We start from the raw sequence: 20,764 nt of genomic DNA on the forward strand, positions 1-20,764 counted from the left end.
TCTCAAAACCAAAACAAGAGCGTCTGCTTTTTTATTCTTGCTATAAATAAAAAACCCTGCCGAATCGGCAGGGCTTTTGAATTCAGCTTGAAAGCTAATAAAATAATCTAGTTAAAGATTAAATTACTCAGCTTCGATGCTTACAAACTTACGGTTTTTAGGACCTTTAACAGCAAATTTCACTTTACCTTCAGTAAGAGCGAAAAGAGTGTGGTCTTTACCGATGCCAACGTTTGTGCCAGCGTGGAACTTAGTACCACGTTGACGAACGATGATGTTACCTGCAAGAACAGATTCACCACCAAAACGCTTAACACCAAGACGTTTGCTTTCTGAATCGCGGCCGTTATTAGTAGAACCGCCAGCTTTTTTATGTGCCATTGTTAAACTCTCCTAATACTTAAGCGTTAATGCCAGTGATTTTCACTTCAGTGAACCACTGACGGTGACCAGCTTGCTTACGCGAGTGCTTACGACGACGGAACTTAACGATTTTTACTTTATCGCCACGACCGTGTTGTACTACTTCTGCAGTAACCTTGCCACCTTCAACAAGAGGTGCACCAACAGCGATTTCTTCGCCGTTAGCAACAAGAAGAACTTTATCAAATTCAACAGTTGCACCAGTTTCAACGTCTAATTTCTCTAAACGAAGTGTTTGACCTTCGCTTACTCGGTGTTGTTTGCCACCAGATTGGAAAACAGCGTACATATTTTACTCCGCTTTTTCCGCACAGCCTATGGTTGTTAATTGTACAACTCGGGTGTGCGCTAAACTAATCAATAGGGCGCAGATTCTACGGGAATCATGGCGCTATGACAAGCCATATTTTTAAAAAATTGGCGAAAACCTGTTCGCCAAAGAAAAGTGCGGCAATCATGCCCTTTAGCGATGTATTAATCAACGTTTTTTAGTGTATTATTCAACAATTAAATACAACGTATAAGCCTTACAGGGTCTAACTTCAGCCGGATGAACAATGGATTTTAAAGCTATCCAAACGCTTACTGCCAATGATATGGCAAAAGTGAATGAAACAATTCAAGCCCAACTTAATTCTGACGTAAGTTTAATCAACCAGCTTGGTTTTTATATCGTTAGCGGTGGTGGCAAACGCCTACGCCCTTTGCTTGCTCTTTTATCTGCTCGCGCACTTGGTTATCAAGGTGAAGCTCATATCACCTCTGCAGCCTTTATCGAGTTTATTCACACCGCAACCCTGCTTCACGACGATGTTGTCGATGAATCAGACATGAGACGCGGTAAAGCGACGGCCAATGCCGCTTTTGGTAATGCCGCTAGCGTTTTGGTGGGTGACTTTATCTACACACGCTCATTCCAAATGATGACAACGCTAGGATCTTTAAAGATCCTTGAGCTAATGAGTGAAGCGGTAAACGTGATTGCCGAGGGTGAAGTTCAACAATTAATGAACTGCAATAACCCAGACACCACAGAAGAAAGCTACATGCAGGTGATCTACTCTAAGACTGCTCGTTTGTTCGAAGCTGCGACCCAAATCGGTGCGATTCTTACTGAGTCATCACCAGAGATCGAAACAGCAATGCAGAACTATGGTAAATACCTAGGCACCGCTTTCCAACTGATTGACGATGTGATGGATTACACTGCAGATGGTAAAGAGATGGGTAAAAACGTTGGTGACGATCTAGCCGAAGGCAAACCAACACTGCCTCTACTTTACGCAATGCATAATGGCTCTCCTGAACAAGCAAGCATGATTCGTGAAGCGATTGAGAAAGCGAACGGCATGGAACGTCTTGACGATATTATGGCTGTAATGAAAGAGACAGGCTCTTTAGAGTACACAACAAATAAAGCCTACGAAGAGGCCGATAAAGCCATCGCTGAGCTTTCTGTACTTCCTGACTCAGAATATAAGCAAGCGCTAACCACGCTCGCACACTTAGCTGTTAAACGCAGTAAGTAAGCAGGTTAATAGACAACTCGCTTCTAGCTTCTATATAAATAACAAAAAGAGCCTCAGGGCTCTTTTTTTTGGTTTTCAACAAATATTTGTAGGTGAGCCAAATTCAATATCGACTGGCTTCTAATGATAACGGCAGTTGTGCTTCAATCTCTTCAAGCTCTTCCATTGGCACCGCGTACTGCTCATGCCCGTTGTAAGTCTCTACTAGCGCGTACTGCTCTTGCTCATCAATTACCAATACTTTTCCTAAGTGCCCCAAATATTCGACATTCATACCCTTCTGAACAGTAGCCATAACATTTACCTTCACATTAATTGTAAAGCTAAATACGAGTAGCTTGAACTTCAGGATCAAAAAAGCCGATCATAATGACCGGCCCTTATTAATTAGCTTAAGTCTGAGTTAAATAGCGTTTCGCTTATTTAGCGAATTCAACACCAATCTCGATGTCACCATTTAGCGTTTCAAGCATGCTATCTAAAGCGTTACGTTCGAAGTCACTTAGCTCACCGTAGCTAAGGATCGCTTCAGCGCCCTCTTTGCCTAGTTTAACTGGCTGTGCGAAGAATGGAGCGTGCTCGCCTTCACCTTCAACGTATGCACATTCAATCACGTTTTCTTCACCTTGAAGTGCTTTAACTAGTGCAAGACCGAAACGACAAGCCGCTTGACCCATAGACAGTGTCGCACTGCCGCCGCCAGCTTTAGCTTCTACTACTTCTGTACCTGCATTTTGGATGCGAGTCGTTAGTGCTGCGATTTCTTCGTCAGTGAACTCTACACCTTCAACTTGAGAAAGTAGAGGAAGAATCGTTACGCCTGAGTGGCCACCGATAACAGGAACACGGATGTCGCCTGGATCTTTGTCTTTTAGTTCAGCAACGAACGTTTCAGAACGAATCACATCAAGAGTCGTAATACCGAATAGACGACGCTTGTCGTAAACGCCCGCTTTCTTCAGTACTTCAGCCGCGATTGGCACTGTTGTGTTTACTGGGTTAGTAATGATACCAACACAAGCAGTCGGACAAGTAACTGCGATTTTCTCTGCAAGAGACTTAACAATGCCAGCGTTCACATTGAAAAGATCCGCACGATCCATACCAGGCTTACGAGCAACACCCGCTGAAATAAGTACAACATCCGCACCTTCTAGTGCTGGTGTTGGATCTTCACCCGCGTAACCTTTGATCGAAACAGGCGTTGGGATATGGCTAAGATCGGCAGCAACACCCGGTGTTACCGGAGCGATGTCGTAAAGTGCAAGATCTGAACCAGCAGGTAGGCGGTTCTTAAGTAGTAGGGCTAGGGCTTGACCGATGCCACCAGCGGCACCAATAACAGCTACTTTCATTGTTATTCTCCTTGAGAGCTTTCTCTTATAGATTCTTTGTAGGGTAATTCTTGAGCTAAATCTAAGTTAAAAAACTATATTAATCACAAAGTGATTACAATCAATTAACGCTAGCTTTGCGACTTCGCGCAAGTCAATAAAACCGTGCTACACAGCAAGTTCGCATTATGGCGATAATCGACTGAAATAACAAAATAAGTCGTCGCAAATAACACATTATTCTATTAAATATTTACAGTGATATGACTAACAAATTACAGGGATGTTTTGGCTAAAATTGAATATGTATGCGAGAATATGCAAATATCTTTGTTAATGAATAAGAATGACATATGCGCAATACAGAAAAGCAAGACAACTTAGTTCGTGCATTTAAAGCCTTACTAAAAGAAGAACGTTTTGGCTCACAAGGCGAAATTGTTGATGCTCTAAAACACGAAGGTTTTGAAAGCATCAACCAGTCTAAAGTCTCGCGTATGTTAACCAAGTTTGGTGCCGTTCGAACTCGTAACGCAAAAATGGAGATGGTTTACTGTCTTCCTGCTGAGCTAGGTGTTCCGACCGTTTCTAGCTCTTTACGAGAATTAGTACTAGATATTGACCACAACAATGCATTGGTGGTGATACACACAGGTCCTGGTGCGGCGCAGCTGATTGCTCGTTTATTAGACTCACTAGGTAAGTCGGAAGGTATACTGGGCGTAGTCGCTGGTGATGACACTATCTTCATTACTCCAACGTTATCGGTTACCACTAAGCAACTGTTTGATTCAGTGTGCGAACTGTTTGAATACGCTGGATAATTGATCTCTGTTTCATAACTATCAGCCTTATTAATGGATCACGAGCATCTATTCGCTTCGTGATCCAAATCACATCCTCGAATATCCATACCTCCCTTCCAAAATCACACTAAACTATTGATTTTAAAAAACTCAGTAGTAAATCAAACACGAGATCCAGACATCATTTGTTAGATTTTTCAGCTATATCTTTTAACATTCGAGTAATTTTCTGCCAATTTTTGATATTATTCAGCCACTTTTTCATCACATGGATTGAAAAAGGTGCCGTTTCCAAATAGGAAACTCCTGAAGCAACTACACTTGTTTCAGGGTTAATAATGAATAAAGGAAGGGAAATTCATGGCATTTACCAAACTTATTAAAGTTGGTGCTATTGCGGCTGCTGTAATGGGCGCTGGCGCTGTTAACGCTCAAGAGTTCATCACGATTGGTACTGGTTCAGTTACGGGTGTTTACTACCCAACTGGTGGTGCGATTTGTAAGCTAGTGAACAAGGGCCGCAAAGACCACAACATTCGTTGTTCTGTAGAGTCTACTGGTGGTTCAATCTACAACGTTAACACCATCCGTGCTGGTGAACTAGATTTCGGTGTTGTTCAATCGGACTGGCAATACCACGGCTACAACGGTACAAGTAAGTTCAAAGATCAGGGCGAATACAAGAAACTTCGCGCGATGTTCTCTCTACATACAGAACCGTTCAACATCATCGCTCGTACTGATGCTGGCATCAACAACGTGTCTGACCTAGCAGGTAAGCGTGTAAACATTGGTAACCCAGGTTCTGGTGACCGTGCAACTATGGGTGTTGTAATGGACGCTATGGGCTGGACTAACGACAGCTTCAAGCTTGCTTCTGAACTTAAAGGTTCTGAGCGTTCACAAGCACTTTGTGATAACAAGATTGATGCATTCATCTACATGGTTGGTCACCCGAACGGATCAATCAAAGAAGCAACAACGTCTTGTGATGCAAAACTGGTTTCAGCAACAGGTCCACAGATCGACAAGATCGTAGCTGAAAACCCATACTACGCTTACAGCACAGTTCCTGCTGGTATGTACCGTGGTACTGACGCTGACGTAAACAGCTTCGGTGTTGCAGCTACTATGGTAACAACTTCAGACGTTTCTGAAGAAGTTGCATACAACGTTGCTAAGGCAGTATTTGAAAACTTTGACACTTTCAAACGCCTACACCCAGCATTTGCTAACCTGAAAAAAGAAGACATGGTTAAAGCGGGTATCTCTATCCCTCTTCACCCAGGCGCAGCAAAATACTACAAAGAAGTGGGCCTTCTAAAGTAACTCTACTTTAAGCCTACTACACCAATAAGGAGGCTAGCCCTCCTTATTGGCTTTTCACGTTTTATAAAAATAATTTAAGTGAAAAGAACAGCCCTTTAAGTTTCTCCAATTTGGCGGACTTACCTTCGTATCAAGCCTAAGACAAAGACGAGCAAAAAACGCATTTCCCTATCCATTCACTACACTAGATAGGAAAGAAATAACGTCTCGTTGTTCGTAAGAAAGGCAGACCATCAATAATAAGGATAAAGTACATGACGCAGACAACATCACCGTCTCCAGATGTGCAAGAAATGGTGGCACAATCAGACACTGGTGCGCGTAGCCCTCGCGGTATCCAAGGCCGTATTTTATGGTTTGTGCCTCTATGTTGGTCACTGTTCCAACTTTGGTATGCATCTCCGCTGCCGTTCATTTTTAACTTCGGAATTTTAAACGATACCGAAGCTCGAGCAATTCACCTTACCTTTGCTATTTTCCTAGCATTTACCGCTTATCCAGCTATGAAGAACTCGCCGCGGGACCATATCCCGGCAGTCGACTGGGTATTAGCGCTTGTAGGTAGTTTTTCAGCTTCTTATATCTATATTTTCTATACTGAACTCGCTGAGCGATCGGGCGCACCAACAACATTCGATATTGTTGCGGCTGTATTCGGTATGGTTTTACTGCTTGAAGCAACACGACGCGCTTTGGGTCCACCTCTTATGGTTGTGGCAGCAGTATTCCTACTTTATACCTTTGGCGGCCCTCACATGCCGGACGTTATTGCCCACAAAGGTGCGAGCCTGAACAAGGCAATGTCGCATCTGTGGCTAACAACTGAAGGTGTATTCGGTGTGGCACTTGGCGTATCAACGTCATTCGTATTCTTGTTTGTACTGTTTGGTGCAATGCTAGAACGTGCTGGCGCCGGTGCTTACTTTATTAAAGTTGCATTCTCACTGCTTGGTCACATGAAAGGCGGCCCAGCGAAAGCAGCCGTTGTCGCATCAGGTCTGTCTGGTTTGGTATCAGGTTCATCTATCGCGAACGTGGTAACCACGGGTACCTTTACTATCCCGCTAATGAAGCGTGTTGGTTTCCCGGGCACAAAAGCCGGTGCGGTAGAAGTCGCGGCTTCAACCAATGGTCAATTAACACCACCTATCATGGGTGCAGCAGCCTTCTTGATGGTTGAGTATGTGGGCATTTCGTATGTAGAAGTAATCAAAGCCGCGCTACTGCCCGCTCTGATCTCTTACATCGCTCTGATTTACATTGTTCATCTAGAAGCATGTAAAGCAGGTATGACTGGCCTACCTCGTCGCCACACACCAACTATCGTACAAAGCTTACTGTCTTTCACGGGTACCATTTTAGGTCTGTGTGTCATCAGCGCCGCGGTTTACTACGGTGTGGGTTGGACGAAAGATGTCTTTGGCGATGCGGCAACACCAATCGTAACTGTGGCGCTATTGATCGCTTATGTTGCTCTGGTTCGCGTATCTGCAAAATACGCAGCTGAAGGCGGCATGGAAATCGATGCTGATCTAAAAGAAGTTCCGGATCCGGGGCCAACGATTAAATCTGGTTTGCACTTCCTACTGCCTATCGTAGTACTTGTTTGGTGTTTAACAGTTGAACGTTTCTCTCCAGGTCTGTCGGCATTCTGGGCGACCGTGTTCATGATCTTCATTCTGATCACTCAGCGTCCGTTAATGACTCTGATGAACAAATCAGACGATCTTGCAGAGCAAACTAAAGCTGGCTTCGTTGATCTCGCAGAGAGCTTGGTTTCAGGCGCACGTAACATGATTGGTATCGGTGTCGCGACAGCGGCTGCAGGTACGGTTGTAGGCGTGGTGACTCTAACGGGTATCGGTCTAGTAATGACGGACTTCGTTGAGTTTATCTCAGGCGGTAGCATCATTCTTATGTTGCTATTCACTGCAGTAATCAGCTTGATCTTAGGTATGGGCTTGCCAACAACGGCGAACTACATCGTTGTATCAACGCTGATGGCTCCGGTAATCGTGACCCTAGGCGCTGCGCACGGCTTGATCATTCCATTGATTGCGGTTCACTTATTCGTGTTCTACTTCGGTATTCTTGCAGATGACACACCTCCGGTAGGTCTGGCAGCCTTTGCGGCCGCCGCGATTGCGAAATCCGACCCAATTCGTACAGGTATTCAAGGTTTTACCTATGATATCCGTACCGCAATTCTACCTTTCATGTTCATCTTCAATACTCAACTACTACTGATGGGCATTGATTCTTGGTGGCACTTAGCACTAACGATTTTCTCATCTGTGACTGCGGTACTTATCTTCGCAGCTGCAACACAAGGTTGGTGGTTCACCAAGAACAAGTGGTGGGAAACGGTGCTGCTTATTGCATTAACCTTCACTTTCTTCCGCCCTGGCTTCTGGTGGGACATGATTTACCCAGAGAAAGTTCTTTCACCTGGAGTTGAGATTGCTCAAATCACGGAAAAGCTGGATGTGGGACAATCACTTGAACTTAGAGTGGGTGGCGAAAACTTAGAAGGTGACTATTCTGAACAGACAGTTCGCCTGCCGTTTGAAGATTCTGCGACCTCAAGTGAAGATCGTATTGCCTCTATGGGTCTAATGCTGACTGAATCAGAAGGCAAGATGATTGTTGATATGGTTGAGTTCGGTAGCCCAGCAGAAGCGGCTGGTATTGATTTCGATTGGGAAATCAAATCCGTTATCCAAGATGCAGATCGACCAATGAAAGAGTGGGTATTCTTACCAGCTCTGATCATTTTGATTGGTTTAGCGATGAACCAAAGAAGACGTGCTCGTAAGGATGAGATTAGCGCGTAATGGATAAGGCTGAGTAGTGCTTAGCGCTATTTGGCTTTATTACATGGAAAGGATAATTACAGTGCTAAGTGAAAGCTTAGCGCTGATTAAAAAGAGACGAATACATGTATAGACAAATCCTTGTTCCCGTTGATCTTAACGACAAAGGCTTTTCTGATAAAGCAGTCGAGCTAGCGGTATGGCACGCGAAACACAGCAATGCTGAAGTCCACATTCTGAACGTCCTACCAGGCATTCACATGTCGATGGTGGCGTCTTACTTCCCGAAAGATGCAGCGAACCAAATGAAGCTTGATGTGAAAAATCAGCTCAAAGAGTTTGCTGACAAGCACATTGACGATGAAGTGGTGTATAAAGTTCACGTTGCTGAGGGTAAAACCTACGCGACGATTCTTGATTACGCAGAAAAGCTTGGCGCCGACCTTATCGTGATGCCTAGCCATAAGCGTTCAAAAATCGACAAAGTGGTACTTGGCTCGGTTGCAAGCAAAGTAGTACAGAACTCACCAATCAATGTATTGGTGGTTAAACCGCAAGGTTAAGTCATTTAATCGACACACAATCTAAAAAGGTTGGCCTACAGGCCAACCTTTTTTGTTTTGCGTTCGCACCATTTAATTCTTTAATCAACTCACTAAGTTCTGCGGATTACCCTCAACAAACCCATCAATATTATCGATTAAGATATCAGACAGTTTTTGAATCGAGCTGTCGCTGCCCCACGCCACATGTGGAGTGAGTAATAAGTTCGGTAAGTGGCTATTAGCCAATAGTGGATTTGAGTTGTCGGCTGGCTCTTGTGTAAACACATCCATACCTGCGCCTGCAATCTCATGTTTTTTCAAAGCCTCAACTAGGGCTTGTTCATCTACTAGACCTCCGCGCCCGGCATTAATTAATACCGCGCTCGATTTCATCATTGTGAGCTCTCGCTCTGAAATCAGATTTTGGGTCGCATCAGTCAATGGGCAATGTAGACTGATCGCATCCGCTTGCTTCAATACCGTATCAAAAGGTAGATACCCTTCTCGACAAGACTCTGCTCCTTTTCGCTCGGCAAACATCACCTTCATACCAATCGCTTTGGCTAACATTGCGGTGGCTTGACCTAAGCTGCCACTCCCCATCAACCCCAGTGTGCTGCCAGCCACATCTTGAATCGGATGAGTAAAGAAGCAGAACTGCTTGTCCTTTTGCCACTCGCCCGCCTCAATGTCTTTATGATAACCAACAAGGTTTCGTTTAAGTGCAAACAGCATTGCGATGACATGTTCAGGAACCGATTGAATCGCATAGCCTTGCACGTTTGTCACTGCAATGTTTTTAGATTTGCAGTATTCCACATCGACATTATTGACACCGGTCGCTGAAACCGCGATCAACTTGAGTTTTTTCGCACCAGCGAGATTCGACTCATTGAGCACTACCTTGTTAGTGATCACCACATCAGCTTCTTCAACTCGCTCTGATACTTGCTCAGGAGCTGTGAAATCATACTCTACCCATTCATGCTCAAAGCTCAGAGGCTTTAAATGAATTTGAGATGGGATAGTCGCTCTATCGAGAAACACAACATTCAGCGTTGGCATTCTTCTTCCTTGGTTAGATCTATGAATCAGTCCATTCTAAGCTTTTAGCTTACTGTAGTCTGGAAGCTCAAGCGCAATTTCAAAGTGCTGTTCGATTTGTGGGGATGCTTGAGGATAAAAGTCACAGGGAACAAAGGCTTTAAACAATTGATTATTCGCTGGATGATAAAAGCTCAGCTCACACGCATGCAAAGCCAACCTATCACTGTATTCAAATGCTTCTGATGTTGCGTAAAACTCATCGCCCACAATCGGTGCGCCTATTTCCATGCAATGCACTCTCAATTGGTGAGAACGCCCGGTAATTGGCAGTAACTTAAGTAAAGTCGTTTGGAGTTCTTGCTGTTCTACCACATAACGAGTCTGTGATGATTTACCATCCTCGAAACACACTTTTTGCTTCGGCCGGTTTGGCCAATCGCAAATAAGAGGGAGGTCAATCAAACCTTCTGCTTCTTCTACTGAACCCCATACTCGCGCGTAATAGAGCTTATGTGTCAGGCGATATTGAAATTGCTTCTTCAAATGACGTTCAGCTTGCTTGTGTTTAGCGAGCAGCATCAAGCCCGATGTCGACATGTCTAATCGGTGTACGACTTGAATCTCTGGAAATTCGACAACCAAGCGACTCCACATACTGTCGTAATGTTCTGGCAACCTACCCGGAACAGAAAGCAAACCCGCCGGCTTGTTCACCACAAGAATATCATCATCTTGATAAACAATATCAATCCACGGTTCACGCGGTGGTGTGTACTGTTCTAACGCCATTGGAGCCTCTTAATTGCTAGTGGATAAATAATTCACGGTCGATTCGTTTATAAATAAATACAATTTTCAACATTTTCGTACATAAAAGTTGACGACTTTACAAAACATGGTATTGATAGGGTAACGGATAATAAGAAGTCAGCATCAAAGGAAAAACGATGGACAGTACGGTTAAAACCACCAACACAAAAACACCAACCTCAGCTCCCCTATCAAGTTTAATTAAGTCTCTTGGCCCAGGCATTATGATGGCCGCAGCGGCTGTAGGTGGTTCTCACTTAGTCGCCTCAACCAAGGCGGGTGCGATTTATGGTTGGCAGCTCGCCGCGCTTATTATCCTCGTTAACGTATTTAAATACCCATTCTTCAGAGCCGGCATCCAATACACGCTAGGAACGGGTCAAAGCTTGGTGGAAGGTTACTCTAACCTAGGCCGCCCATACCTTGTGATCTTTTCGATCTTGAGTGCTATTTCTGCGGTCGTGAATACCGCTGCCCTGCTATTATTCAGTGCAAGTCTACTCAGTTACTTTATACCTTTCGATTTAGCCACCAGTACCTTGTGCATGATCGTTTTAGCGACCTGTTTGATCATTCTGTTTGCTGGCCATTATCGTGCTCTAGATACACTATCTAAAGCGATCATGGCGGTCTTAACCATCACAACCTTAGCTGCAGTCGCCATTGCTATCGGCTCCCCAGTCCAGCCTGATGCTGCTTTTGTTCCACCGTCGCCTTGGTCACTCGCTGCTATTGGCTTTATCGTGGTAACCATGGGTTGGATGCCAGCTCCTATCGAGATCTCAAGCATCACTTCTATGTGGCTAAAAAGCCAAAAAGAAAAACAAGAAGTGACCGCTCAATCAGCGCTGTTCGACTTTAACGTTGGCTACATTGGTACGGCGCTGCTTGCTTTAGTATTCGTTGCGTTAGGCGCGCTAGTACTTCACGGTTCGGGAGTTGAACTGTCTCGCTCCGGTGTTGGCTTTACTCATCAATTGGTCGGCATCTACGCTTCGACAATTGGTGAATGGTCTCGCCCGTTAATCGCTCTTATCGCTTTCTTCTGTATCTTTGGTAGCACCATTACCGTTATCGATGGCTACTCACGCGTGCTTGCTGAATCACAACGTCTATTATTCAAAAAAGATTCAAGCCCAAGAATGCTGCAAGGCTGGATAATCATTGTCTCTATCGCGGCACTCGCGATTGTGATGTTCTTTAGCGCAGCACTGATGCCTATGCTCGATTTCGCAATGGTACTCGCGTTTGCAACAACGCCATTCTTCGCTCTGCTTAATTTCATCTTGGTCAACAAAGCTAAGCTTCCAGAAGCGCTAGCCATTGGCAGCAAACTAAAATGGTTGTCTGTAGCAGGTCTTGTTTACCTATTTGGTTTCCTAGCGGTATTTGTTTGGTGGAAGTGGTTAATGTAACCAGCTACTTGAATTGTTAATTAAGCTACAGATACAAATAAGGCCTTCATAATGAAGGCCTTATTTCGTTGAAGCATTTCGCTAATTCAAAACTAGTTGTGAGAAACCACAATCAAGCGTAATGAATCTAGCTGAACCTGAGCTTTGCTGATGTAACCGGTCAGTTCATTGATTTGAGCTTCGATTACCTCTAGCTCTTCATCACGAATATTAGGATTCACGGCTTTAAGCGCTTGTAGACGCTCTAATTCACCGTTCAGGTTAGTCTGCATATCTCGTTGAGCTTGTTCACGCACTTCTTCCACTTTAGGAAGTACGTGCGTCTCACCCGCTTCGATTAGCTTGTGAATTTCACCTTGTACCGAGTTAACTAGCTTGCTCGCTAGGTGACGGTTTACAGGGCTTAATTGACGGTTAAAGCTGTCGAACTCAACCTGAGCTGATAAGTCATTACCACGGCCATCCATCATCAAACGAATTGGCGTCTTAGGCAAGAACTGGCTGATACCGCTGCGTTTCGGCGCTTGCGCATCCACAAGGTAAACCAGCTCAAGCAGGATAGTACCCACTGGCAGCGCTTTGTTTTTCAGTAGTGATACCGCTGATGCACCAACACCTTCACTCAGTAGCAGATCGATACCGCCCTGAATCATTGGGTGTTCCCAGCTAATGAAGTTCATGTCTTCACGAGAAAGCGCAGTATCACGATCAAACGTGATGGTTGCGCCTTCGTATGGTAAGCCTGGGTAGCTTGGCACCATCATGTGCTCAGACGGCGTTACAACCAGAGCATTCTCACCCTTGTCGTCTTGGTTCAAGCCAATCGTATCGAACAGGCTTAGTGCAAACGTTACTAGGTTAGTGTCGCCGTCAGTCGAGGCAATCTTCTCTGCAATTTCATGCGCTTTGTCGCCGCCGTTTGAGTGTATTTCTAATAGGCGATCACGGCCTTTTTCTAGATCTGATTTCAGGCTTTGATTTAGCTTGGCAGACTCTTCAATCACTTCATCAAGTTGCTCAGTGTTACCAGAAGCCAGCATCTCGATAAGAACATCTGAGTACTTATCGTAAACCGTGCGACCCGTTGGACAAGTTTCCGCAAATGCATTCAGACCTTCATCGAACCAACGCGCAAGGATCGCCTGTGATGTGCCTTTTAGGTAAGGAACATGAATGTCGATATCACGCAGCTGACCGATACGGTCCAAACGGCCAATACGTTGCTCAAGCAAGTCTGGGTTGAACGGAAGATCGAACATCACTAACTGGTTAGCAAACTGGAAGTTACGACCTTCAGAACCGATTTCGCTACAGATAAGAACCTGAGCGCCGCCCTCTTCTTGAGCAAAGTAAGCCGCAGCTTTATCACGCTCGAGAATTGACATGCCTTCATGGAATACGGTTGCACGCACACCTTCACGCTCACGCAGTGCTTGCTCTAATTGCAAAGCAGTACTTGCACGAGAGGCGATCACTAGGATCTTTTCGCTGCGCTTGTCTTGAATCTTTTCAATCAACCAGTTAACGCGTGAATCGAACTGCCACCAGCTTGAATCTTCACCTTCAAACTCTTGGAAGATCTCTTCTGGATACAGCATCTTCATTGCACGAGCTTCGGGAGCCATTTTGCCACCGATCATGCCAGATACACGCATTGAGGTTGTGTACTGCGTTGGAATCTCCATCGGCAGTAGGTTTACATTACGCTTAGGGAAGCCTTTGATTGCAGCACGTGTGTTTCTGAAAAGAACACGGCCGGTACCATGGCGATCCATAAGGTTATCAATCAGTTCTTGGCGAGCTAACGCTTGCTCTTCTTCGCTGCTATCACCTTCAATCACACGGAACAGAGGCTCAACATCTTGCTCAGAAAGCAGTTCCGTAATCTGGTTCTTCGCGCTGTTTTCAAGCTTCACTCCAGAGAACAGAGCCGTTACTGCATCAGCAACCGGTGCGTATTGGTCTTCTTCTTCAACGAATGCTTCGTAATCGTAGAAGCGATCAGGATCAAGCAGACGCAGACGTGCAAAGTGGCTCTCACGACCAAGCTGTTCAGGCGTTGCTGTTAGTAGTAGCACACCAGACGTATTTTCCGCTAAGCCTTCAACCACTTGGTATTCACGGCTTGGTTTGTCTTGGCTCCACTCAAGGTGGTGCGCTTCATCGACAACCAACAAGTCCCACTCGCCTTCAAGTGCTTGCTCGTAGCGCTTACGGCTCTTACGTAGGAAGTCCAAAGAACACAGAACGTACTGCTGGGTATCAAACGGGTTGTCTGATTCAGCAAACGCTTCAATACAACGCTCTTCATCGAAGATAGAAAAATGCAGGTTGAAACGGCGCATCATCTCTACTAACCATTGGTGTTGTAGAGTTTCAGGAACCACAATCAGAATGCGTTCAGCACGGCCAGACAGCACCTGTTGGTGGATGATCATGCCCGCTTCGATGGTTTTACCTAGGCCCACTTCATCAGCCAGTAAAACGCGCGGAGCGTGACGACGACCCACTTCATGAGCGATGTATAGCTGATGAGGGATCAAGCCAGCACGCATACCACACAAGCCACGCATCGGGCTCTTGTGTTGTTGGTACTGGTTGCTTAGCGCACGGTAACGCAACACAAAGTTATCCATACGGTCGATTTGACCTGCGTATAGCTTATCTTGTGGCTTGTTAAAGCGGATCTGGTTGCTTAAGAAGATTTCACGCAGAGTGACTTCTGTTTCTTGGGTATCTTCGCGAGTACCTAAGTAGGTTAGCAGCCCTTTGTCTTCGATAACTTCTTCGACAGACAGAGACCAACCTTCTTGGCATTCGATGACATCGCCTACATTAAACGTTACTCGGGTTACGGGAGCATCAGTACGTGCATAAACACGGTTTTCTTCTGACGCTGCAAACATTAGTGTCACTGTGCGAGCATCCATTGCTACAACGGTACCTAAACCTAAATCGCTCTCCGTATCGCTTATCCAGCGTTGCCCCAAAGCAAATGTCATGAATCGACTACCTCAATCTTATAGTTGGAATTTGGTCTTCTTAACTGCAGTTTTAAACAAGAACATTATCGCTCCTGAACTAAAAATATAGCCAAAAATGTCTAGTTTGCAGCCACTTTTTAAGTGCGCTCTCAATAATAAATATCTCGAGAAAATGGTGCAGAAAAAGGTCGCTAATCTTACTCGATGCTGTGATTTAGGTCACGCCTAAAGGAGATGATTTCATGCTTTTTTTCTGTTTTCGCCAGTGCAATCAAACTGTCAAAAATTCATGGTTAATCTATAGGTAGCAGATTGCTGCTCTCAAACGAATACACCATATTCACTCGTAACGATATGGTGCTGTTCCTCTAGATGAAGTTTAGGTGAGTAGTTGACTATCACCAGAATCAGATACTAATCTTTATATGAGCTTTATCTACGTTCAATGAATGCAAGGCAAGCCGCACGTCGGCAAGGAGATGCTATGGGCGAGACCAACCGGAAGCTATTTGTTTTAGACACCAATATCCTACTTCACGAACCCTTCGCTATATTTTCTTTCCAAGAGCACGATGTCGTTATCCCCATGACAGTGCTAGAAGAACTCGACAGAATCAAAGACAGTAAAAGAGACGTTGCTCGAGATGCGAGAATTGCGATTCGAACGCTCGAAGACCTGTTCAGGGAAGCCACACCAGACCAAATATCGGAAGGCATCCCTTTTTCTAAAGACATAAATGCATCTGGCAGTATTTCAATACTCGCTGACTACGAACTTCAAGAAAGCATCAAAGCCTTTGCCGATGACAAGGCGGGCGATAACCGAATCCTCAACGCTGTCCTCTATCTTCAAAATAAACGCGCACCACGCGAAGTGGTTCTCATCACCAAAGACATCAATATGCGTTTACGAGCAAAAGGCGCCGGTGTACGTTTTGTTGAAGACTATCAAACTGACCAACTGATTGATGATATCCAATACCTCACCAAAGGCTTCCAACAACTGGAAGGCTCATTTTGGGATGGTATCGATAATGTCGAGAGCAGAAGTTTAGGCGGCAAGACGCTGCACACCTTAGCAAGAGCGCCGTTCGAGCCAACCTTCCTCAACCAATATGTGATTGACGAAGAAAGTGACTTTGCCGCTCGAGTCGAGGAGATTGAGCCGGAAAGCATTACCCTGAGAGACCTCAGCCGCGAAAGATTGATGAATCGCAGAGCATGGGACATCACACCAAAGAACGTCTATCAAGGCATGGCGATTGATGCGCTGCTCGACCCTGATATTGATCTTGTGATTCTCACTGGCGCCGCAGGTAGTGGTAAGACACTGCTTGCTATGGCTGCTGCACTTGAACAAACCATTGAACGTAAGCAATTCGATAAGATCATCGTAACCCGCAACACCCCTGATATTGGTGAGTCGATAGGTTTCCTTCCGGGTACAGAGGAAGAGAAAATGTTGCCTTGGTTAGCCGCAGTGACCGACACACTGGAAGCGCTGCACAAGAACGACCACTGCACAGAAGGCTCGATGAAGTACATCTGTGACAAAGCCAATATCCAGTTCAAATCAATCAACTTCATGCGTGGCCGCTCGATTCAAAATGCCTTTGTGCTTTTGGATGAGTGTCAGAACCTCACCGCTTCACAGATAAAAACCATCATCACCCGTTGTGGTGAAGGTACTAAGATCGTCTGCTCAGGTAACTTAGCGCAGATAGATTCTTCTTACCTAACCCCTGTGACTTCAGGCTTAACCTACATGGTTGAGCGTTTTAAAAACTTCGAAGGCAGTGCCAACATCCACCTCAATGGTGTGGTGCGTAGCCGACTAGCTGAGTTTGCGGAAGAGAACATGTAGTGACTCTATACGCTCACTGAATCAGTAATCTAAAAACAAAAAGCGCCTCACATTGGAGTAATGCCGATCGTTTAAGAAGACTTGAACGATCCTGCAGTTAGCAGATAATCCCCATCAACAACGTTGATGGGGATTTTTTTATGCTTGAACAAGAATTAGCAATGGCGCACGAGACTATTGAGGATGCGGATAATTACGAATCTGTCGTCAACGCCATTCAACTAGAATGGATAGAACAAGCTCTTCTTGAAACAAATAAAGCGAGCATAAGACGACGTCGACTTCCCGCTCAGCAAGCTGTCTGGCTAGTTATTTGGATGGGGTTGCAACGCAACATGTCTATCAAAGAGGTATGCAGTTCATTAGACATTGCCCTTCAACCAAAACCTGAGGATAGTTGGTCTCGTGTTGCGCCTAGTGTCCTCACCGATTCACGTCGACGTCTAGACGAGAGTCCATTAGCGGCTCTTTTTCACACAACAGTCAAGGCTTGGCGCGAAGATATCATTCAACAAGACAGAGACTTAGGGCTTAACGTTCTTGCTGTGGATGGAACAACATTTAGGTGCCAAGATTCACCAGAGAACGCCGAAGAATTTGGGTTCATCTCTAAAAAACTGAAACCTTATCCTCAACTTCGTTTAGTTGCTTTGATGTCAACGGAAACTCGAATGATTATGGGGGCAGCTTTTGATGGTTGTCATGTCGGTGAAACGACCTTAGCTAAACGTTTATTCAATGATATCCCAGCGCACTCATTGACTTTATTTGATCGTTGTTATTTCTCCGCAGACCTTTTGTTGTCATGGCAAGAGAGTGCGGAAAATGCTCATTGGTTAATGCCTGCAAAACGTAAACTACGCTATGAAGTATTGGAGAAATATGCAGAAAATGACATGCTTATCTCAATGCCCATCTCTCCTCAGGCCCAGCGGCAGAATCCTAATTTACCCGAGCGTTGGGAAGCTAGATTAGTCCTATATCAAGAACCAAAAGGTGAGATAAAAGGTTTTATTACTTCACTTACAGACCCTAGCAAATACTCACTAGAAAGCCTGCTGCGTATTTATTGGCAACGTTGGGAGATAGAAGAAGGTTATGGTGAAATTAAACAGACTCAACTGCAAAGTCACGTCACTTTACGAAGTCGTTTTTCTGTCGGTGTGAGGCAAGAGCTTTGGGGTGTCTTACTTGCTTATAACCTAGTGCGATTAGAGATGGTTAAGATAGCTTCAGAAGCAGGGGTTCGAGCGACTAGGGTCAGTTTTACGGCCGCGATTAACCTTATTGATGCGCAGTTACGTTGGCTAGCTTTATGTCCAGACGGAACTCTACCAGTAAAACTTAAAAGAATGAGGGAAAGTATCAGTCACTTCATTCTCCCAGATAAAAGAAAGGACCGAACGTTTCCACGTTCAATCCTCTTTGTTCCAGCTAAATATCCGTTTAGATTCAAACAGTAATGCTTATCCGAACGGCATTGCCTCACATTGGAGGCGCTTTTCAATTTAATATTTTGAAGTAAGTCGGCAGAGGTTAGTCTGAATTACTCAGTACCACCAACGGTTAGCGAGTCTAGTTTCAATGTTGGTTGACCAACACCCACTGGCACACTTTGACCAGCCTTACCACACACACCCACACCACGGTCGATGCTTAGGTCGTTACCCACCATAGACACCTGCTGCATCGCTTCGATACCAGAACCGATTAGCGTCGCGCCTTTCACTGGGTGAGTGATCTTACCGTTTTCAATCATGTACGCTTCAGACGCTGAGAATACGAACTTACCTGATGTGATATCGACCTGACCGCCACCGAAGTTCGGTGCGTAGATACCTTTCTCAACCGTCGCGATGATCTCTTCCGGTGTGTGTTCGCCCGGTAGCATGTATGTATTCGTCATACGTGGCATTGGAAGATGCGCGTATGACTCACGACGACCATTACCTGTCGGTGCTACACCCATTAGACGAGCGTTCAGCTTATCTTGCATGTAACCTTTTAGGATGCCGTTTTCGATTAACGTATTGTACTGACCGTTAACACCTTCATCATCGACGTTCAATGAACCGCGTAGATCCGTTAATGTACCGTCATCGACAATCGTACATAGGCTTGAAGTTACTTGCTCACCAACTTTGCCAGAGAATACTGACGACTCTTTACGGTTGAAGTCGCCTTCTAAACCGTGGCCTACCGCTTCATGCAGCAGAACGCCCGGCCAACCAGAACCAAGAACCACAGGCATGGCACCAGCAGGCGCTGCAACCGCTTCAAGGTTAACTAATGCTTGGCGAATCGCTTCATCCGCAAATTGGTAAGCAACTTGAGTGCCTTTGTCATCACTTAAGAAGAAGTCGTAACCAAAACGGCCACCACCACCAGCGCTACCACGCTCACGACGATCACCCTTCTGTGCAAGTACGCTAATAGACAAGCGAACCAGCGGACGAATATCACCAGCGTAAGTGCCATCAGTCGCAGCAACCAGCATCTGCTCATGTACACCACTTAAACTCACCGATACTTCAGTCACCATCGGCTCTTTAGTGCGAATGTAAGCATCTAATGATTTTAGTAATTCTGTTTTCTGCTGTTTTTCCCAACTCGCAAGCGGGTTAACTGCATCATAGTAAGCTTGATTAGAGTTGCGTTTGAACGCTTGAACCTTGCCGTTTTGACCTTGTTTAGCAATACCACGAGCCGCAATTGCGCTCTGCTTAAGACCATCCAATTGGATTTGGTCAGAGTAAGCAAAACCAGTCTTTTCACCAGATACTGCACGAACGCCAACACCGCAATCGATATTGAAAGAGCCGTCTTTAATAATGCTGTCTTCTAGCACTAAAGATTCGTGCCAGCTTGACTGAAAGTAGATATCAGCATAATCAATTTGGCGGGTAGCAATACTCGCCAATGTATCTGCGATATTTTGCTCCGTAAGCCCTGTCGGGTTCAGTAGCGCTTCTTCAATTTGATTAATGCTCATAGATGGCTCTTGTTTGTAATTAAAATTGATTGGTAAATCGAGAGTGTTGCGCGATGGGCATATTTTGCCTAATGGACTCGCAACTGGATGTGTCTATCTCAACCACCATACTTTTAGGATCTTGGTCTAACTGTGCGACCACTCGTCCCCATGGATCAACCACCATTGAGTGTCCCCATGTTTCTCTTTGGCAAGGGTGTTTTCCGCCTTGACCTACCGCGACAATCCACGACTGTGTTTCAACCGCGCGGCATCTTAATAGTACTTCCCAGTGCGCTTGACCCGTTACCGCTGTAAAAGCCGCAGGCACCACAATGATTTGTGCCCCTTGCTTACGTAACTCTGAATACAAGTGTGGAAAGCGCACATCATAACAAATACTCAAACCTAAGCGACCAAAAGGCGTTTCCGCTGTCACAACTTGGTTGCCCGGAGTGAAAATATCCGACTCTCGATAGCACTTATGGGCGTCAGCGACATCCACATCAAACATGTGTAGCTTGTCGTAATGAGCAACGAGGCAACCAAAATCATCAATCACCAAGGTGGTGGTCGTCACTCCGTTAGTTGTGCTTATCGGCATACTGCCAATGACGATCCAAATTCTGTGAAGCTTTGCTAGCTCAGAGATTTTCTTTTGCAGTGGGCCATCATTAAAAGGCTCAGCACACTGGTGATAGTCGGCTTTACTGCCAAAAACTAACGCGTTTTCAGGGCAAACAACCCACTTAGCCCCCAACTCTTTGCACTTTGCAACTTCTTGAGCAAGGTACTCAAAGTTCAATTCAGGGCTGGGGCCAGATGTCATTTGAATCAACCCAACACAATCCATGTGTATCGCTCCTCCATTCATTATGATTCAGAAATCAGCAT

At 45.2% G+C, this 20,764-nt stretch carries 17 protein-coding genes; 8 read left to right on the forward strand and 9 right to left on the reverse strand.

Features of this window, described 5'->3' with window-relative positions:
* Positions 1–123: 123 nt before the first annotated feature.
* Positions 124–381 carry a 50S ribosomal protein L27 gene (rpmA, locus tag LMH68_RS06030; protein ID WP_004735905.1) on the reverse strand — a complete coding sequence of 86 codons (258 nt, stop codon included), beginning with the start codon at positions 379–381 and terminating at the stop codon, positions 124–126.
* A gap of 19 nt (positions 382–400) precedes the next feature.
* Entirely contained in the window at positions 401–712 is a 312-nt protein-coding gene (rplU, locus tag LMH68_RS06035; RefSeq protein ID WP_004740823.1) for a 50S ribosomal protein L21, read from the reverse strand.
* Between the two features lie 268 nt (positions 713–980).
* Between rplU and ispB the strand changes: the two genes are divergently transcribed.
* Positions 981–1,952, forward strand: coding sequence for an octaprenyl diphosphate synthase (ispB, locus tag LMH68_RS06040; RefSeq protein ID WP_017061376.1), 972 nt, complete (start codon positions 981–983; stop codon positions 1,950–1,952).
* 103 nt (positions 1,953–2,055) lie between these two features.
* Here ispB and LMH68_RS06045 read toward each other — a convergent pair whose 3' ends face one another.
* Together LMH68_RS06045 and mdh are read right to left on the reverse strand one after the other, a co-directional pair.
* Positions 2,056–2,247, reverse strand: a complete 192-nt coding sequence (locus LMH68_RS06045; protein ID WP_017061375.1) for a hypothetical protein — start codon at positions 2,245–2,247, stop codon at positions 2,056–2,058.
* 124 nt (positions 2,248–2,371) lie between these two features.
* Positions 2,372–3,307, reverse strand: coding sequence for a malate dehydrogenase (mdh, locus tag LMH68_RS06050; RefSeq protein ID WP_009847834.1), 936 nt, complete (start codon positions 3,305–3,307; stop codon positions 2,372–2,374).
* Between the two features lie 332 nt (positions 3,308–3,639).
* On the opposite strand from mdh, the gene argR reads away from it, so the two are divergent.
* The 4 genes from argR to LMH68_RS06070 all read left to right on the forward strand — a co-directional run bounded on the left by argR (position 3,640) and on the right by LMH68_RS06070 (position 8,797).
* Positions 3,640–4,110 (forward strand): transcriptional regulator ArgR, encoded by a 471-nt coding sequence (argR, locus tag LMH68_RS06055; protein ID WP_004740827.1) that lies wholly within the window; start codon positions 3,640–3,642, stop codon positions 4,108–4,110.
* Between the two features lie 342 nt (positions 4,111–4,452).
* Positions 4,453–5,421 carry a TAXI family TRAP transporter solute-binding subunit gene (locus LMH68_RS06060; RefSeq protein ID WP_017061374.1) on the forward strand — a complete coding sequence of 323 codons (969 nt, stop codon included), beginning with the start codon at positions 4,453–4,455 and terminating at the stop codon, positions 5,419–5,421.
* 254 nt (positions 5,422–5,675) lie between these two features.
* Positions 5,676–8,255, forward strand: a complete 2,580-nt coding sequence (locus LMH68_RS06065; RefSeq protein WP_229647482.1) for a TRAP transporter permease — start codon at positions 5,676–5,678, stop codon at positions 8,253–8,255.
* A 104-nt stretch (positions 8,256–8,359) separates the two neighbouring features.
* Positions 8,360–8,797, forward strand: a complete 438-nt coding sequence (locus tag LMH68_RS06070) for a universal stress protein (protein WP_076657013.1) — start codon at positions 8,360–8,362, stop codon at positions 8,795–8,797.
* An 84-nt stretch (positions 8,798–8,881) separates the two neighbouring features.
* Here LMH68_RS06070 and LMH68_RS06075 read toward each other — a convergent pair whose 3' ends face one another.
* Positions 8,882–9,844, reverse strand: coding sequence for a D-2-hydroxyacid dehydrogenase (locus LMH68_RS06075; protein WP_229647483.1), 963 nt, complete (start codon positions 9,842–9,844; stop codon positions 8,882–8,884).
* A gap of 36 nt (positions 9,845–9,880) precedes the next feature.
* On the reverse strand, positions 9,881–10,615 hold the full coding sequence (gene rluA / locus LMH68_RS06080; RefSeq protein ID WP_136973949.1) for a bifunctional tRNA pseudouridine(32) synthase/23S rRNA pseudouridine(746) synthase RluA: 735 nt from the start codon (positions 10,613–10,615) through the stop codon (positions 9,881–9,883).
* Between the two features lie 158 nt (positions 10,616–10,773).
* Between rluA and LMH68_RS06085 the strand changes: the two genes are divergently transcribed.
* Positions 10,774–12,051 carry an NRAMP family divalent metal transporter gene (locus LMH68_RS06085; RefSeq protein ID WP_229647484.1) on the forward strand — a complete coding sequence of 426 codons (1,278 nt, stop codon included), beginning with the start codon at positions 10,774–10,776 and terminating at the stop codon, positions 12,049–12,051.
* 92 nt (positions 12,052–12,143) lie between these two features.
* On the opposite strand, the gene rapA is transcribed toward LMH68_RS06085, so the two are convergent.
* Positions 12,144–15,053, reverse strand: coding sequence for an RNA polymerase-associated protein RapA (rapA, locus tag LMH68_RS06090; RefSeq protein ID WP_229647485.1), 2,910 nt, complete (start codon positions 15,051–15,053; stop codon positions 12,144–12,146).
* A 466-nt stretch (positions 15,054–15,519) separates the two neighbouring features.
* Between rapA and LMH68_RS06095 the strand changes: the two genes are divergently transcribed.
* Both LMH68_RS06095 and LMH68_RS06100 read left to right on the forward strand, forming a co-directional pair.
* Positions 15,520–16,899, forward strand: a complete 1,380-nt coding sequence (locus LMH68_RS06095; protein WP_017062953.1) for a PhoH family protein — start codon at positions 15,520–15,522, stop codon at positions 16,897–16,899.
* Between the two features lie 140 nt (positions 16,900–17,039).
* Positions 17,040–18,362, forward strand: a complete 1,323-nt coding sequence (locus LMH68_RS06100; RefSeq protein ID WP_229648423.1) for an IS4 family transposase — start codon at positions 17,040–17,042, stop codon at positions 18,360–18,362.
* 83 nt (positions 18,363–18,445) lie between these two features.
* Here LMH68_RS06100 and tldD read toward each other — a convergent pair whose 3' ends face one another.
* Both tldD and LMH68_RS06110 read right to left on the reverse strand, forming a co-directional pair.
* Positions 18,446–19,891, reverse strand: a complete 1,446-nt coding sequence (gene tldD / locus LMH68_RS06105; RefSeq protein WP_017061366.1) for a metalloprotease TldD — start codon at positions 19,889–19,891, stop codon at positions 18,446–18,448.
* A gap of 19 nt (positions 19,892–19,910) precedes the next feature.
* Positions 19,911–20,723, reverse strand: coding sequence for a carbon-nitrogen hydrolase family protein (locus tag LMH68_RS06110; RefSeq protein ID WP_017061365.1), 813 nt, complete (start codon positions 20,721–20,723; stop codon positions 19,911–19,913).
* Positions 20,724–20,764 lie beyond the last annotated feature (41 nt).

Origin of the sequence: Vibrio sp. F13 (assembly GCF_020806305.2) — a bacterium.
Classification (GTDB): domain Bacteria; phylum Pseudomonadota; class Gammaproteobacteria; order Enterobacterales; family Vibrionaceae; genus Vibrio; species Vibrio crassostreae_C.

What these genes read in the sequence shown, in the direction of transcription:
- LMH68_RS06045 (WP_017061375.1), bottom strand. Translation starts at nt 2,247, where the DNA reads ATGGCTACTGTTCAGAAGGGTATGAATGTCGAATATTTGGGGCACTTA.
- LMH68_RS06065 (WP_229647482.1), top strand. Translation starts at nt 5,676, where the DNA reads ATGACGCAGACAACATCACCGTCTCCAGATGTGCAAGAAATGGTGGCA.
- argR (WP_004740827.1), top strand. Translation starts at nt 3,640, where the DNA reads ATGCGCAATACAGAAAAGCAAGACAACTTAGTTCGTGCATTTAAAGCC.
- rluA (WP_136973949.1), bottom strand. Translation starts at nt 10,615, where the DNA reads ATGGCGTTAGAACAGTACACACCACCGCGTGAACCGTGGATTGATATT.
- LMH68_RS06100 (WP_229648423.1), top strand. Translation starts at nt 17,040, where the DNA reads ATGCTTGAACAAGAATTAGCAATGGCGCACGAGACTATTGAGGATGCG.
- tldD (WP_017061366.1), bottom strand. Translation starts at nt 19,891, where the DNA reads ATGAGCATTAATCAAATTGAAGAAGCGCTACTGAACCCGACAGGGCTT.
- rpmA (WP_004735905.1), bottom strand. Translation starts at nt 381, where the DNA reads ATGGCACATAAAAAAGCTGGCGGTTCTACTAATAACGGCCGCGATTCA.
- LMH68_RS06060 (WP_017061374.1), top strand. Translation starts at nt 4,453, where the DNA reads ATGGCATTTACCAAACTTATTAAAGTTGGTGCTATTGCGGCTGCTGTA.
- mdh (WP_009847834.1), bottom strand. Translation starts at nt 3,307, where the DNA reads ATGAAAGTAGCTGTTATTGGTGCCGCTGGTGGCATCGGTCAAGCCCTA.
- LMH68_RS06070 (WP_076657013.1), top strand. Translation starts at nt 8,360, where the DNA reads ATGTATAGACAAATCCTTGTTCCCGTTGATCTTAACGACAAAGGCTTT.
- ispB (WP_017061376.1), top strand. Translation starts at nt 981, where the DNA reads ATGGATTTTAAAGCTATCCAAACGCTTACTGCCAATGATATGGCAAAA.
- rapA (WP_229647485.1), bottom strand. Translation starts at nt 15,053, where the DNA reads ATGACATTTGCTTTGGGGCAACGCTGGATAAGCGATACGGAGAGCGAT.
- LMH68_RS06075 (WP_229647483.1), bottom strand. Translation starts at nt 9,844, where the DNA reads ATGCCAACGCTGAATGTTGTGTTTCTCGATAGAGCGACTATCCCATCT.
- LMH68_RS06085 (WP_229647484.1), top strand. Translation starts at nt 10,774, where the DNA reads ATGGACAGTACGGTTAAAACCACCAACACAAAAACACCAACCTCAGCT.
- rplU (WP_004740823.1), bottom strand. Translation starts at nt 712, where the DNA reads ATGTACGCTGTTTTCCAATCTGGTGGCAAACAACACCGAGTAAGCGAA.
- LMH68_RS06095 (WP_017062953.1), top strand. Translation starts at nt 15,520, where the DNA reads ATGGGCGAGACCAACCGGAAGCTATTTGTTTTAGACACCAATATCCTA.
- LMH68_RS06110 (WP_017061365.1), bottom strand. Translation starts at nt 20,723, where the DNA reads ATGGATTGTGTTGGGTTGATTCAAATGACATCTGGCCCCAGCCCTGAA.